Origin of the sequence: Streptomyces sp. SAI-127 (genome assembly GCF_029894425.1) — a bacterium.
GTDB lineage: Bacteria > Actinomycetota > Actinomycetes > Streptomycetales > Streptomycetaceae > Streptomyces.
Genome location: NZ_JARXYJ010000001.1, coordinates 9566598 through 9582077, shown reverse-complemented (window position 1 = coordinate 9582077; position 15480 = coordinate 9566598). Strand labels below are relative to the sequence as shown.

General features: G+C 70.3%; 10 protein-coding genes. 6 read left to right on the top strand and 4 right to left on the bottom strand.

Going from position 1 to position 15480, the window contains the following annotated elements:
• Positions 1–108 precede the first annotated feature (108 nt).
• From M2157_RS43830 to paaK, 3 genes are all read left to right on the top strand, one after another.
• Complete coding sequence (locus M2157_RS43830) at positions 109–1722, top strand: acyl-CoA synthetase (protein WP_280867982.1); 1614 nt, start codon at positions 109–111, stop codon at positions 1720–1722.
• Positions 1723–2103: 381 nt separating this feature from the next.
• The gene (locus M2157_RS43825; RefSeq protein ID WP_280867981.1) at positions 2104–3699 is read left to right on the top strand and encodes a sulfatase; all 1596 of its coding nucleotides are present in this window, start codon (positions 2104–2106) and stop codon (positions 3697–3699) included.
• Between the two features lie 126 nt (positions 3700–3825).
• Positions 3826–5121, top strand: a complete 1296-nt coding sequence (gene paaK / locus M2157_RS43820; protein WP_280867980.1) for a phenylacetate--CoA ligase PaaK — start codon at positions 3826–3828, stop codon at positions 5119–5121.
• Here the strand turns inward: paaK and M2157_RS43815 are convergent.
• The gene (locus M2157_RS43815; RefSeq protein WP_280867979.1) at positions 5118–6614 is read right to left on the bottom strand and encodes an acyl-CoA synthetase; all 1497 of its coding nucleotides are present in this window, start codon (positions 6612–6614) and stop codon (positions 5118–5120) included. The genes paaK and M2157_RS43815 overlap by 4 nt on opposite strands.
• Positions 6615–6677: 63 nt before the next feature.
• On the opposite strand from M2157_RS43815, the gene M2157_RS43810 reads away from it, so the two are divergent.
• The gene (locus M2157_RS43810; RefSeq protein WP_280867978.1) at positions 6678–9074 is read left to right on the top strand and encodes a penicillin acylase family protein; all 2397 of its coding nucleotides are present in this window, start codon (positions 6678–6680) and stop codon (positions 9072–9074) included.
• A gap of 3 nt (positions 9075–9077) precedes the next feature.
• Here M2157_RS43810 and M2157_RS43805 read toward each other — a convergent pair whose 3' ends face one another.
• Both M2157_RS43805 and M2157_RS43800 read right to left on the bottom strand, forming a co-directional pair.
• The gene (locus tag M2157_RS43805) at positions 9078–10631 is read right to left on the bottom strand and encodes an acyl-CoA synthetase (RefSeq protein ID WP_280867977.1); all 1554 of its coding nucleotides are present in this window, start codon (positions 10629–10631) and stop codon (positions 9078–9080) included.
• Entirely contained in the window at positions 10628–11737 is a 1110-nt protein-coding gene (locus M2157_RS43800; RefSeq protein ID WP_280867976.1) for a nitronate monooxygenase, read from the bottom strand. The genes M2157_RS43805 and M2157_RS43800 overlap by 4 nt, the downstream gene beginning before the upstream one ends.
• A gap of 85 nt (positions 11738–11822) precedes the next feature.
• Between M2157_RS43800 and M2157_RS43795 the strand changes: the two genes are divergently transcribed.
• Positions 11823–13586, top strand: a complete 1764-nt coding sequence (locus M2157_RS43795; RefSeq protein ID WP_280867975.1) for a serine hydrolase — start codon at positions 11823–11825, stop codon at positions 13584–13586.
• Between the two features lie 4 nt (positions 13587–13590).
• On the opposite strand, the gene M2157_RS43790 is transcribed toward M2157_RS43795, so the two are convergent.
• Positions 13591–14442: a helix-turn-helix transcriptional regulator gene (locus M2157_RS43790; RefSeq protein WP_280855579.1), complete on the bottom strand. Its 852-nt coding sequence runs from the start codon at positions 14440–14442 to the stop codon at positions 13591–13593.
• Positions 14443–14496: 54 nt separating this feature from the next.
• Here M2157_RS43790 and M2157_RS43785 point away from each other — a divergent pair, with 54 nt between their 5' ends.
• Complete coding sequence (locus M2157_RS43785) at positions 14497–15306, top strand: glucose 1-dehydrogenase (RefSeq protein ID WP_280855580.1); 810 nt, start codon at positions 14497–14499, stop codon at positions 15304–15306.
• Positions 15307–15480 lie beyond the last annotated feature (174 nt).

Here is a 15480-nt window from a genome sequence, read left to right as displayed (position 1 = left end):
GACAGTCAGTCAGATTTATTCGCGCGAACCCTTCACAGTCACGCCGCCCTTTGCTCTGATGACCGGCGAACCGTCGGAGAAGCAGGCCGTGTTGGGTCAGGAGGAGCGGTGGAGTACAACCTTGCCGACCTGTTCGAGTCCGTCGTCGACGTGGTGCCGGACCGTGAGGCGCTCGCGTACATCGACATTCCCGGTACGGGCGCGGAGCGCCGGCTGACGTACGCGGAACTGGACGCCGCGGCCAATCGCATCGGCCACCATCTGCTCTACAGCGGAGTACGGCCCGGTGAGCACGTCGGGCTGCACCTCTACAACGGGGTGGAGTACGTGCAGACGCTGCTGGGCTGCCTGAAGGCACGGATCGTGCCGGTCAACGTCAACTACCGCTATGTGGAGGAAGAGCTCGTCTATCTCTACCGGGACGCCGATCTGGTGGGGCTGGTCTTCGATGCCGAGTTCACGGACCGGGTGGCGGCCGCGCTGCCGCACGCGGAACGGCTGCGGCACCTGGTGCGGGTCGGGACTGCGGAGCCGGCCGAGCTGTCGGCGGCGGAGTTCACGGACGCCGAGGCTTCCGCGTCACCCGAGCGTGGATTCCCGGCGCGTTCGGCCGACGACCAGTTCATCATCTACACGGGCGGCACCACCGGGATGCCCAAGGGTGTGATGTGGCGTCAGGAGGACTTGTTCTTCTCGGGGCTGGGCGGTGGCGCGCCGACCGGTGAGCCGGTCAAGCGGCCCGAGGAACTCGCCGAGCGGGTCGCCGCGGGCGGGGCGGGGATCACCTTCTTCCCCACGCCGCCGCTGATGCACGGCACCTCCACGCTGACCACCCTCATCGGCTTCAACTTCGGCCAACGGGTCGTACTGCACCGCAAGTTCGTGCCCGAGGAAGTGCTGCGGACCGTGGAGCGGGAGAAGGTCAGCGCCATGTCACTGGTGGGCGACGCGATGCTGCGGCCGCTCATCGACGCGCTGGAGGGCCCGATGAAGGGCATCGACATGTCGTCGGTGTTCAGCGTGTCCTCGTCCGGCGCGATCATGTCGGACACGGTGAGCCGGCAGTTCCGGGCACTCGTCCCGAACGCGATGCTGCTCGACAACTTCGGCTCCTCCGAGTCCGGCTTCAACGGGACGGCGACCGAGGACTCCGGGCCTGAGCGCGGCTTCCGTGTCCGGGTCAACTCCCGCACCCAGGTGGTCGATCCCGCGACCCACGAACCCGTCGCCGTGGGCGAGGTGGGCCGGGTCGCCCAGTGCGGCCATGTGCCGCTCGGCTACTACAACGACCCGCGGAAAACCGCCGACACCTTCTTCGAGAAGGACGGCGAGCGCTGGGTGCTGCTCGGCGACATGGCCACCGTCGACGAGGAGGGGGTCGTCACCGTCCTCGGGCGGGGCTCGCAGTGCATCAACACGGGCGGCGAGAAGGTGTACCCGGAGGAGGTCGAGCAGGCGCTCAAGGCGCACCCCGACGTGTACGACGCGCTCGTGGCCGGAGTGCCGGACGTGAAGTGGGGGCACCATGTGGCGGCCGTCGTGCAGTTGCGCGAGGGTGCGGTGCGGATGTCCCTGGACGACCTCCAGAGCCACTGCCGGGCGCGGCTCGCGGGGTACAAGGTGCCGCGCCAGCTGGTGATCGCTCAGTCCATCCGCCGGTCCCCGAGCGGCAAGGCGGACTATCGGTGGGCACAGAAGGTGGCGGTGGCGGCTGACGGGTGACGGTCGAATCCCGGCCCCGTGCGATTGAACCGAACGTGACGTGCGAACGTACTGGTGGTGGCAGGCCCGTCCAGCGGGCCCTGTTCGTCATGCCGTCGCCGCAGGACCGCACGTCACAGCAAGACCGCACGGAAGGACCACCGGGTGTCGCTCTTCACTCGTTCTCGCCAACTGCCGGATACCACTGGGGGCGAGGCGGAAGCGGATGGTGGGGGTGCGACGGGGGAAGGCGTGACGGAGGAGGTCGCAGGGGAGGCTGGGGCGGCTGAGACCGCCCAAACCGCCGAGGCGACTCAAGCGGCCGATACCCCTGAGGCCGGTGGCTCCCCACGCCCCGGCTGGTTCGGCTGGCGCCGCCGCTACCCCCGTACGGCCCGTGGCGTGTCCGTGGGGACGAGTGTGCTGGCCGGGTTTCTGGTGCTGCTCGTGCTGCTCTTCCCCAACCGGCTCGACCACATGAACCTCCGGTCGTTCTTCCGTCTTCCCGTCGAGGCGATCGTCCTCGCGGCCGTCCTCCTGGTGCTGCCGCCGAAGGCGCGCCGGATCGCGGCTGTCCTGTCAGGAGTGCTCCTCGGGCTGTTCACCGTCCTGAAGTTCCTGGACATGGGCTTCTACCAGACCCTGGCCCGGCCGTTCGACCTGGTCTTCGACTGGATCATGCTGGGCAACGCGAGGGACTGGCTCAGGGAGTCGTTCGGCCGCACCGGCGAGGTGCTCGCGGTGGCAGGGGTGATCGTCCTGTTCATCGCCCTGCTCGCGCTGAGCACGTGGGCGGTGGTACGGCTGGCGAACGTGATGTCCCGGCACCGTCAGACGGCCGTCGGCACCACCCTCGTCCTCGGCACGGTCTGGGTCACCTGCTTCACGGTGGGTGTGCAGTTCGGCGGTGTCTCGTTCGCCACCAAGGGCAACACCGAGTTCCTCGCGAACCGCGTGCAGCACGTGCGCAACGGACTCGGGGACGCGAAGGTCTTCGCGAAGCAGTCCGCCGTCGACGCCTTCGCCGCCACGCCTCCCGACCAGCTCCTGACGGGACTGCGCGGCAAGGACGTCCTGTTCACCTTCGTCGAGAGCTACGGCCGGGTGGCGATCGACGACCCGGCGATGGCACCGGAGATCGACGCGACCCTCAAAAAGGGCGACGCGACGCTCAAGGCGGCCGGGTTCGCGTCGCGCAGCGGCTGGCTGAAGTCCCCCGTGACGGGCGCCGGCAGCTGGATGGCCCACTCCACGTTCCTGTCCGGCCTGTGGGTCAAGAACCAGCAGCGGTACCTGAACCTCACCACCAGTGACCGCGCGACCCTCACCAGCTACTTCCGGAAGACCGGTGACTGGCGCACGGTCGGCATCGTGCCGGGGGTGCGCAAGTCCTGGCCCGAGGGCAAGTACTTCGGCCTCGACCACATCTACGACTCCACACACCTCGGCTACAAGGGCCCCTACTTCAGCTGGACGCCCGTGCCGGACCAGTTCAGCCTGGAGGCCTTCCAGAAGCTGGAGCACGGCAAGAAGAACCGTGACCCGATCATGGCGGAGATCATCCTGGCGTCCAGCCACAACCCCTGGTCGCCGATCGCCCACACGATCGACTGGAACGACCTCGGTGACGGCTCCGTCTTCGAGCAGATCAAGAAGGAGGGCACGAACCCGACAGAGGTCTGGAAGAGCCAGGACCGGGTGCGCACCGAGTACCGCAAGGCCATCCAGTACTCCGTGGACAGCCTGACCCAGTGGATGCAGCGCTACGGCGACGAGAACACCGTCCTGGTCTTCCTCGGTGACCACCAGCCCGTCCCCACCGTCACCAAGGGTGCCGCAAGCAAGGACGTGCCGATCACGATCGTCGCCAAGGACCCGAAGGTGCTGGACCGGGTCGACGACTGGAACTGGACGGACGGCCTCAAGCCCGCCGACAACGCGCCCGAGTGGGGCATGGACAAGTTCCGCGACCGCTTCATGACGGCGTTCGCCAAGTGAGGTCCGGCGGCGCGCAGGCGCGTGGACCTCTTGCCTCCGCACCGATCGCCTGGATTACTGATCCCCAGCACCACGACCGAATGATCGGTCGCCCGTGAGGACGCGGTTGGCGAAAGGGACGTTCCGATGGCGGATGCGGCGGAGCTGCTGGACTCGGGGGAACGACTGGATGCCGGGGCGTTGCGGGCGGTGCAGCTGGAGCGCATGCGGGCGTCTCTGCGGCACGCGTACGAGCACGTGCCGTTCTATCGGGAGTCCTTCGACAAGGCGGGGGTTCGGCCGGACGACTGCCGCTCCCTGAGCGACCTGGCCCGGTTCCCGTTCACCACCAAGGCGGACCTGCGCGAGAACTATCCGTACGGGATGTTCGCCGTGCCCCGGGACCATGTGCGGCGCATCCATGCATCCAGCGGCACCACCGGGCGCCCCACGGTCGTCGGCTACACCGAAAACGACCTGGACCTATGGGCCGACATGGTGGCGCGTTCCATCCGGGCGGCCGGCGGCAGGCCCGGGGACGTGGTGCATGTGGCGTACGGCTATGGGCTGTTCACCGGTGGACTCGGCGCACACTATGGCGCCGAACGGCTCGGCTGTACGGTCGTCCCCGCGTCCGGCGGCATGACGGCACGCCAGGTCCAGCTCATCCAGGACCTGGAACCCGGCATCATCATGGTGACCCCGTCGTACATGCTCACGCTTCTCGACGAGTTCGAGCGGCAGGGTGTCGATCCGCGCGGCACCTCGCTGCGCGTGGGCGTCTTCGGCGCCGAGCCCTGGACCGAGGAGATGCGCCGGGAGATCGAGGAGCGGTTCGCGATCGACGCCGTCGACATATACGGGCTGTCGGAGGTGATCGGCCCGGGCGTCGCGCAGGAGTGCGTGGAGACCAAGGACGGGCTCCATGTGTGGGAGGACCACTTCTTCCCCGAGATCGTCGACCCGATCACCGGGGATGTGCTGCCGGACGGCGAGAGGGGTGAGCTGGTGTTCACCTCGCTCACCAAGGAGGCGATGCCCGTCATCCGCTACCGGACCCGGGATCTGACCCGGCTGCTGCCGGGCACGGCCCGGGTGTTCCGGCGGATGGAGAAGGTCACCGGCCGCAGCGACGACATGGTGATCCTGCGCGGGGTGAACCTCTTCCCCACGCAGATCGAGGAGATCGTCCTGCGCACCCCGGGCGTCGCACCCCACTTCCAGCTCCGCCTCACCCGCGAGGGCCGCCTCGACGCCCTCACCGTGCGCGCGGAGGCCCGGCCGGGCGCCACACCCGAGACCCGGGACGCGGCCGCACTGACCATCGCGACGGCCGTCAAGGACGGCATCGGGGTGTCGATCGCCGTCGAGATCGTCGAACCGGAGTCCCTGGAGCGTTCCGTCGGGAAGATCCGCCGGATCGTCGACCTGCGCCCCCGCTAGCCCGCGAACCGGTCCCGCAGCTCCCGCTTCAGGATCTTCCCGCTCGCGTTCCTCGGGAGCTCGTCCACGAACACCACCCGTTTGGGTGCCTTGAAGTGGGCGAGCTTCTCCCTGGCGTGGTCGAGGAGTTCGGCCTCGGTGACCTCGCCGCGCGGGACGACGACCGCCGTGACGGCCTCGATCCACCGCTCGTCGGGCAGGCCGATCACGGCGACCTCGGCGACGGCGTCGTGCGTGTACAGCGCGTCCTCGACCTGGCGTGAGGCGACCAGCACACCCCCGGAGTTGATGACGTCCTTCACCCGGTCGACGATCGTGAAGTAGCCGTGCGCGTCCCGGACCGCGAGGTCGCCGGAGTGGAACCAGCCGTCCCGGAAGGCCGCCTCGGTCTCCTCGGGCTTGCCCCAGTAGCCCTCGCACAACTGCGGTGACTTGTAGACGATCTCGCCGGGCGTACCGTCCGGGACGTCCTTGCCGTTCGCGTCCACGACCCGTGCGTCGACGAACAGGACGGTACGGCCGCAGGAGTCCATCCGCCCCTTGTGTTCGTCGGGCGCGAGGACGGTCGCGAGGGGGCCGATCTCGCTCTGGCCGAAACAGTTGTAGAAGGCCAGCTTCGGCAGGCGCTCGCGGAGTCGTTCCAGGACGGGCACCGGCATGATCGAGGCGCCGTAGTACGCCTTGCGCAGCCCGCCGAGGTCACGCGTGGCGAAGTCGGGGCGGTTGGACAGTCCGATCCACACCGTGGGCGGCGCGAACAGGCTGTCCGCACGGCCTTGTTCGATCAGGTCGAAGAGGCGGTCGCCGTCGGGCGCGTCGAGGATGATGTTCGTCGCGCCGACCGCGAGATACGGCAGCAGGAAGACGTGCATCTGGGCCGAGTGGTAGAGCGGCAGCGAGTGCACGGGCCGGTCACCCGCACTCAGATCGCAGGCGGTGATCGCGCTCAGGTACTCGTGGACCAGGGCGCGGTGGGTCATCATCGCGCCCTTGGGCAGGGCCGTCGTCCCCGAGGTGTACAGCAGCTGGACCAGGTCCTCGCTGCGCGGTTCCGGGCCGTCGTACGGGGATGCCGTGGCCAGGCGGGCCAGCAGCGACTCGTCGGCGTCCCGCAGGGGCAGAGTGCGCACGCCCTCGGGCAGCCGCCCCGCGAGGTCGGGATCGGCGAGGACGAGGGTGCTGCCCGACTGGCCGACGATGTACGCGAGATCGTCGCCGGTGAGGTTCTGGTTGACCGGCACGTGCACCAGTCCCGCTCGGGCGCAGGCGAGGAAGCCGATCAGATACGCGTCCGAGTTGTGGCCGTAGGCACCGACCCGGTCACCGTGGTCGAGGCCCTGGTCGAGGAGGACGCGCGCCGCTCGTGAGACGGCGTCGTCGAGTTCCTCGTAGGTCCATGAGCGCTCGCCGTACTCCACCGCGACGCGCGCCGGGGTGCGCCGGGCGCTGCGCCGCAGCACCCCGTCAACCGTACTGCCGTGTCCAGGCGTCATACGGGACAACCTACCGGTTGGTACGCTCAACCGCTCCTTCCCTCAATGACGTTGGGAGGCACGATGCGCACCCGTCTCAGACACGCCGTCGTCGCGGCCGTGGCCCTGTTCACCGCCGTCGGCGCGCTGCCCGCCGCAGCCGCGCAGAACCAGCAGAAACAGGAACATCCGTCCCACGGCGGTCTGTCCGCCACCATCCGCTACACCGAGTACGGCATCCCGCACATCCTCGCGAAGAACTACGCGGACCTCGGCTTCGGCACCGGGTGGGCGCAGGCCACCGACCAGGTGTGCACGCTCGCCGACGGGTTCGTGACCGTGCGCGGCGAGCGTTCGCGCTTCTTCGGGGCCGACGCGGCCTCCGACACCGCGCTCTCCTCGGCCACCAGGAACCTCTCCAGCGACCTGTACTTCCGCGGGGTGCGGGAGGCGGGGACGGTGGAGAAGCTGATGGCCACGCCTGCGCCGCGCGGTCCGAGCCCTGCGGTGAAGGAACTGATGCGGGGCTTCGCAGCGGGGTACAACGCCTGGCTGCGGAAGAACCCGATCACCGACCCGGCGTGCAGGGGTGCCGGCTGGGTGCGCCCGGTGACGGTCCAGGACGTGGCCGCGCGCAACTTCGCGCTGGCCGTGCTCGGCGGTCAGGGCCGGGCCGTGGACGGCATCACGGCCGCGCAGCCGCCCGCGACCACCACCCCGACGACCGGCGCACCGGACGCCCGGGACACCGCCCGCGCGGCCCGGGAACTCTTCGCCGCCGACTCCGCCGACATGGGCTCCAACGCCGTGGCCTTCGGCGGGGCCACGACGGCGAACGGCCGCGGGCTGCTCCTCGGCAACCCGCACTACCCGTGGCAGGGCGGCCGCCGCTTCTGGCAGTCGCAGCAGACCATCCCCGGCGAACTGAACATCGCGGGCGGCTCACTGCTCGGCTCGGCGACGATCTCCATAGGTCACAACGCGCAGGTGGCCTGGAGCCACACCGTGGCCACGGGTGTCACCCTCAACCTGCACCAGCTGACCCTGGACCCGGCCGACCCGACCACGTATCTCGTCGACGGCAAACCGGAGCGGATGAGCAAGCGCCGGGTGACCGTCGCCGTCCAGGGCGGCGAACCGGTGACGAGGACCCAGTGGTGGACGCGGTACGGCCCGGTCGTCACCTCGCTCGGGGCCGCGCTGCCGCTGCCCTGGACGACCACGACGGCGTACGCCCTCAATGACCCGAACGCCACCAACCTGCGCGCCTCCGACACGGCCCTCGGCTTCAGCAAGGCCCGCAGCACGAGTGATGTCCTGGGAGCGTTGCAGCGCACCCAGGGTCTGCCGTGGGTCAACACGATCGCCGCCGACTCGCGGGGGCACACGCTGTTCACGCAGTCCCAGGTGCTCCCCCGGATCACCGACGAGCTGGCCCAGCGCTGCTCCAGCCCCCTGGGCAGGGTCACCTACCCCGCCTCGGGCGTGGCGGTCCTCGACGGCTCGCGCGGCGACTGTGCCCTCGGCAGTGATCCGGACGCCGTACAGCCGGGCGTCTTCGGGCCCGCCAAGATGCCGGTCCTCAAGGACGCGCCGTACGCGGAGAACTCCAACGACAGCGCCTGGCTGGCCAACGCCGAGCGGCCGATCACCGGGTACGAGCGGGTCTTCGGCACCGTGGGCACGCAGCGCTCGATGCGCACCCGCGGTGCTCTCCAGGACGTGTCCGCGATGGCCTCGCGCGGGCGGTTGACCGTACGGGACCTTCAAGCGCAGCAGTTCGCCAACCGGGTGACCGCGGGTGACCTCGCGGCGGCGGACGCGGCGAAGGCATGTGCGACGCTCCCTGGTGGCGCTGCAACAGGCAGTGACGGCACGGCGGTTGACGTCCGCGAGGCGTGCGGGGTGCTCGCGGCCTGGGACCGCACCGCGAACACCGACAGCCGGGGTGCGCTGCTCTTCGACCGGCTCTGGCGGAAACTGCCCAATTCCTCGCTGTGGAAGGTGCCGTTCTCGGCGGCCGACCCGGTGGGCACCCCGAACACGCTGAACACCGACGCGCCGGCCTTCGTCACGGCCCTCGCGGACACGGTGACCGAGCTCAGGGCGGCCGGTGTCCCGCTGGACTCACGGCTCGGGGAGCACCAGTTCGTCGTACGGAACGGCAAGCGCATCGCCGTTCCGGGCGGCACCGAGTCGCTGGGGGTGTGGAACAAGGTCGAGCCGGTGTGGAACCCGGCCGGCGGCGGATACACGGAGGTGACGACCGGGTCCAGCTACATCCAGGCGGTGGGCTGGGACGGCGGTCACTGCCCGGTGGCCCGGACCCTGCTGACGTACTCCCAGTCCTCGAACCCGAACTCGCCGCACTTCGGTGACCAGACGCGGCTGTTCTCGGCGGAGAAGTGGGTGACGTCCCGGTTCTGCGAGAAGGACATCCTGTCCTCACCGGCGCTGCGGGTCGTCCGGGTCCGTTCCTGAGGCTCACACGGCTCGGGAGCGCCCCTGCCAGTACGGATCCCTCAGGCGCCGCTTGTACAGCTTGCCGTTGGGATCGCGGGGCATCTCGGTGATGAAGTCGACGCTCTTCGGGCGCTTGTAGCCGGCGAGTTGTGCGGCACAGTGGGCGAGGAGGTCTTCGGCCAGGTCCGGCCCGGGCGCGTGGCCCGGGGCCGGTTCCACCACGGCCTTGACCTCCTCGCCCCAGTCGTCGTGCGGGATGCCGAAGGCGGCGGCGTCGGCGACGGCGGGGTGCTGGAGCAGGACGGACTCGATCTCGGCGGGGTAGATGTTCACCCCGCCGGAGATGATCATGTCGATCTTGCGGTCGCGGAGGAAGAGGTAGCCGTCCTCGTCCAGGAGACCCAGGTCGCCCACGGTGAAGAAGTCGCCGATGCGGTTCTTCTTCGTCTTGGCCTCGTCCTTGTGGTAGGCGAAGCCGCCCGTGTTCATCTTCAGGTACACGGTGCCGAGTTCGCCGGGCGGCAGCCGGTTGCCGTCGTCGTCGAAGATCGCGAGTTCGCTGATGGGCCAGGCCTTGCCGACCGTGCCGGGCTTCTTCAGCCAGTCCTCGGCGGTCGCAAAGGCTCCGCCGCCCTCGCTGGCCGCGTAGTACTCCTCCACACAGGGCCCCCACCAGTCGAGCATCGCCCGTTTGACGTGGTCCGGGCAGGGGGCGGCGCCGTGGATGGCGTGCCGCATGGACGAGACGTCGTAGCTTGCCCGCACGTCCTCGGGGAGAGCGAGCAGGCGGTGGAACTGGGTCGGGACCATGTGGGTGTGGGTGCACTTGTGCGCGTCGATCAGGCGCAGCATCTCCTCGGGTGTCCACTTGTCCATCAGGACCAGCCGGTGCCCGATGTGCAGGGACGCGGCGGCGAACTGGAGGACGGCCGTGTGGTAGAGCGGCGAGCAGACGAGGTGGACGTTGTCGCCGAAGGGCTGGATGCCGAAGATGCCGAGGAAGCCGCCGAGATACGCCTCCTCCGGCCGCTTGCCGGGCAGGGGCCGGCGGATACCGCGCGGGCGGCCCGTCGTGCCCGAGGTGTAGTTCATGACCCAGCCGAGCTCCCGGTCCGCGGGCGCCGACTCCGGTTGTCCGTCGAGTAGTTCGGCGTACGGCCGGAAGCCCTCGATCTCACCGACGGCGTACCGGTGGCTCGCCGGGAGACCCGCCTCATCGGCCGCCTGCCGTGCCGCCGCGGCGAAGCGCTCGTCGGCGATGAGCACCTTGGCGCCCGAGTCGGCGACGATCCAGGCGATCTCGGGGGCGACGAAGTGGTGGTTGATCGGGACCAGATAGAAGCCCGCCTGGCTGGCGGCGAGGTGCGCGGTGAAGAACTCGGCACTGTTCGGCAGGACGACGGCGAAGGCGTCACCGCGTTCGAGTCCGGCGGCACGCAGACCGTGCACGAGCTGGTTGGCGGCCGCGTGGAGGCGGCCGGCGGTCCAGGGCGAGCCGTCCGGGGCGATCAGCACCGTACGCGAAGGGTCTTGGGTGGCCTGGGCCCAGAAGCCCGCGGGAGGTGTGCTCGTCACTGGCCGCTCCTTCCGGCGATGCGGTTGATGCGATCGACGGCTTTCTCGAAGCCGCGGGTGAGGTCGTCGAAGACGGCCTGAACGCTGCGTTCGCTGGTCATCCGTCCGACGATCTGGCCGACGGGCGTGCCCAGCAGTGGCTCCACCTCGTACTTCTGGATGCGCGAGACGGCCTCGGCGACCAGCAGGCCCTGCAGGGGCATCGGCAGGGTGCCGGGTCCGTCGGCGGAGTCCCAGGCGTCGGTCCATTCCGTACGGAGCTGGCGCGCGGGTTTCCCGGTCAGCGCACGGGAGCGGACGGTGTCGCCGGAGCCGGCCGCCAGCAGCTTCTCGATGAGCCTGGGCGAGGGCAGTTCGGCCTCTGTGGTGGTCAGCCATATGGAGCCCAGCCACACACCCTGGGCCCCGAGTGCCAGCGCGGCCGCCACCTGCTGTCCGCTGCCGATGCCGCCCGCCGCCAGCACGGGCAGCGGGTCCACGGCGTCGACGACCTCGGGTGTCAGGACCATGGAGGCGATGTCACCGGTGTGGCCGCCGGCCTCGTAGCCCTGGGCGACCACGATGTCGATGCCGCCCTCCTTGTGCTTGACGGCGTGCCGGGCGCTGCCCGCGAGGGCCGCGACGAGGACGTCCTGGTCGTGCGCGCGGGCCACCACGTCGGCGGGCGGGGAGCCGAGGGCGTTGGCGAGCAGCCGGATCGGATAGTCGAAGGCGACGTCCAGCTGGTTGCGGGCGACCTGCTCCATCCAGCCCGTGATGCGCCACCCCGACGCCTCGCCCTCCGCGAGTTCGGGCACGCCGTACTTGGCGAGGGTGTCCTCGACGAACTGCCGGTGCCCCTCGGGGATCATGGCCTCGACGTCCGCCTCGGTCACCCCCTCGACCTTCTTGGCGGGCATCACGACGTCCAGGCCGTACGGCTTGCCGTCGACGTGCGCCTCGATCCAGTCGAGGTCGCGTTTGAGTTCGTCGGGGGCCGTGTAACGGACCGCGCCGAGCACTCCGAAACCGCCGGCCCGGCTGATGGCCGCGGCGACGGCGGGGAACGGCGTGAAGCCGAAGACGGCGTGCTCGACTCCCAGTTTCTTGCTCAGCTCCGTCTGCATGGCCGCAGGATGCCGCAGACCACCGGACGACGGAAGAGGTTTTCTGATGCTCCGTCAGATTCAGGTCGCCGGATAGAGTTCCACGATGACCGATGAGGTGACCACCGGAGTGACCCGCCGTCAGCTGGTCCGAAGAACCCTCGCGTTGGGCGGCGCCCTCGCCATCGCCCCCTTCCCTGCGGGCCCCGCCGAAGCGGCGGCCCCCAAGAACCACCCGACTCTCCGCCACGGCACCCCCGAACGGGCCGGGCTCCTCCCCGCCCACCTGCGCCAACTCGTCACCGACGCCGAGACGTTCCTCGGCCCCTCGCCGAAACACCCCTGGTACGCGGGCGCCGTCCTGCTCGCCGGGCGCGGCGGCACGGTGGCCCTGCACCGGCCCATCGGCATGGCGGTGCGCTATCAGTCGTACGACGAGAAGACGGACAGCGGCGTCGAGTTCCCGGCCGATCAGCAGATCCCCATGGCCGAGGACACCGTCTTCGACCTCGCCTCGGTGTCGAAGCTGTTCACCTCGCTTCTCGCCGTGCAGCAGATCGAGCGGGGCGCGCTGGAGCTGGAGGCCAAGGTCGCCGCGTACCTCCCGGAGTTCGGCGCGGCGGGCAAGCAGGACATCACGATCCGTCAACTGCTCACCCACACCTCGGGTTTCAGGGCCTGGATCCCGCTGTACAACGCTCCGACGTACGAGGAGAAGCTCCAACTCATCTGGAACCAGGCACCCCTGAACCCGCCGGGCTCGACCTATCTCTACTCCGACCTCAACCTCATCTCGCTGCAACTGGTGCTGGAGCGGATCACGGGCCGCGCGCTGGATGTCCTGTTGCGCGAGGAGATCACCGCACCGCTCGGCCTCACCAGCACCCGCTACAACCCGCCGGCGTCCTGGAGACCGAGGATCGCCGCCACGGAGGACGCCCGTAAGCCCTGGTCAGGTCTGGACCGAGGGCTGGTGTGGGGCGAGGTGCACGACGAGAACGCCTTCAGCCTCGGCGGGGTCGCCGGTCATGCGGGGGTGTTCTCCGACGCGTGGGACCTGGCGGTCCTGGGCCGCACCCTGCTCAACGGCGGAACGTACGGCAAGGCCCGCATCCTGCGCCCGGAGTCCGTGGCGCTGATGTTCACCGACTTCAACACCGCCTTCCCCGGTGACGAGCACGGACTCGGCTTCGAGCTCTACCAGCACTGGTACATGGGCGGGATGGCCACCCCGCGCACGGCGGGTCACACCGGCTTCACCGGCACCTCGCTGGTCCTCGACCCGACGACCGACTCCTTCCTGATCGTGCTCGGCAACTCGGTGCATCCGGTGCGCACGTGGCGCTCCGGCTCGGCTCCGCGGGTGGCCGCCGGGAACAACATGGCCCGCGCGGTGGCGGTCCGCCCGGCTCATGGCCGTACGGCATGGTTCTCCGGGATGACGAGCGCCACGGACGCCACCCTCACGCTGCCCGCGCTGGACACCTCGTCAGGCGCCGCGCGGCTGCGGTGCGCCCTGTGGTGGGACATCGAGCCCGCGGACGCCCTGACCTTGGAGGCCACGACGGACGGCGGGGCGAGTTGGCAGCCGGTGCCGTTCACCACGGAGCACGACGGCGCTCAGGATCACCCCGCCGGTTCGGTCACGGGCTGGTCGGGGCGGACCTGGTACCGGCTCACGGCCCGCCTTCCGGCAGCCGGCCGGCTCGCCCTGCGCTGGAGATACTCCGCCGACCGGCTGTACGTCGGCCGGGGTGCTTACGTCGACGGGCTGCGCGTCGGCACGGGTGACCGCGTCCTGTTCGACGAGTCACGTCCGGCGGACGCGGCCCGGATCGAGGCCGTCGGCTGGACGGCGTCCGGGGACTGACGGCTCAGCCGGGGACGTCCAGCCGCTGTGTGCCGACGACCGACAGCAGTCGTAGCGCCTCTTCGGACGGGGAACCGGGGGTGGCCGTGTAGATCACGACGTGCTGGTCGCGGTCGGCGATGTCCAGGACGTCGCAGTTGACGGCGACCGGCCCGACGACCGGGTGGTCGAAGGTCTTGCACAGGGTGGGGCGGGACTCGACGTCGTGGGCGGCCCACAGCCGGGCGAACTCCTCGCTTCCGTCGAGGAGTTCCGCCACCAGGCCGGTCAGCTCGCGATCGTCGGGATAGCGGGCGGAGGCGGCGCGCAGCCGCTGCACCGAGGAGAGCGCGAACTCCTCGCCATCCGACACTCCGTACAGTCGCCGGCCCTCCGGGTGCGGGCCGAGGAAGGCGCGCCGGACGAGGTTGCGGTCGCGGCGGGAAAGGGCGGAGAAGTCCTCCATGAGAGCCGCGGCCAGGTCGTTCCAGGCGATGACCTCGTAGGTGGCCGAGATGACGATCGCGGCGGCCTGCGGCAGCCGGTGCAGCAGGTCGACGATGCTCTGGCGCACCTCGCGGGAGGGGCCCTGCGGCGGGCCCTGCGGGGTGCCGGCGAGATGGTGGAGGTGGTCGCGTTCGGCGTCCGACAGGCGCAGGGCGCGGGCGACCTGGGCGAGGACCTCCAGGGAGGGACGGGGTGCGCGCGCCTGCTCCAGGCGGGTGTAGTACTCGGTGGAGATGTACGCCAGCTGCGCCACCTCCTCGCGGCGCAGCCCCGGGGTGCGGCGACGCGGTCCGGCGGGCAGGCCCACGTCGGCGGGGGTGATGCGCTCGCGTCGGCTGCGCAGGAAGTCGGCCAGTTCTCGTCGGTCCACGGTCCCAGTGTGCGCGGGTTCCGGGCCGCCCAGCCAGGTACCACCTGTGCCTGGATGAGGATCGGGGCCGGGGGGAGGCTCGTCGGCATGACCAACACCACGATCACCCCCCTGCTCGCCGACAAGGTCGCTTTCGTCACCGGTGCCGGACGTGGCATCGGCGCGGCGGCCGCACGGCTGTTCGCCCGGGAGGGCGCCCGCGTTCTGCTCGCCGCCCGCACCGAAACCCAGCTCAAGGCCGTGACCGAGGAGATCCGGGCGGCCGGCGGCACCGCCGACTACGTCCTGTGCGACCTGGCCGACCCGATGAGCGTCCAGGCCGCCGTGGACCGGGCCGTCGAGCTGTACGGCAGGCTGGACATCGCCTTCAACAACGGTGCGACCATCCAGCAGCCCGGCCCGATGGACCAGCTGTCGGAGGCCGACTTCGACCACGTCATCTCCGTCAACCTCAAGGGCCCCTGGCTGGCGATGAACGCCGAGATCGCCGCGATCCGGGCCACCGCGGGCACCGGGGCGATCGTCAACAACTCCAGTGTCGGCAGCCTGATGGCCAACCCCTGGCTGCCCGCGTACGGCGCCGCGAAGCGGGCGGTCAACAGCCTGACCGCGTCGGCCGCCGCCACCTACGGCCCGGAGGGCATCCGTGTCAACGCCATCGCCCCGGGCACCACGCTGACCGAGATGATCGACGAATGGGAGACGAACTCCCCGGGCATCGTCGAGCAGCTCGTCGCGCAGACCCCGCTGGGCCGCGGCGCCGACCCGGCCGAGATCGCCGAGGCCGCCGCCTGGCTCCTGAGCGACCGAGCCTCGTACGTCACCGGAGTGGTGCTCCAGGTCGACGGCGGAAGCCGGGCGTGAGGGGTGGGCGCCGCGAGGGGGGCACGGCGGCCGGGTTGAGGGGTGGGCGCCACGAGCGAGACACAGCCGCCGGGCCTTAGCCGCGGGCACCGCGAACGGGACACAGCCACCGGGCCTTAGCGGCGGGCACCCCGACTGGGACACAGCCGCCGGGCCTGAGGGGCGAACGCCACG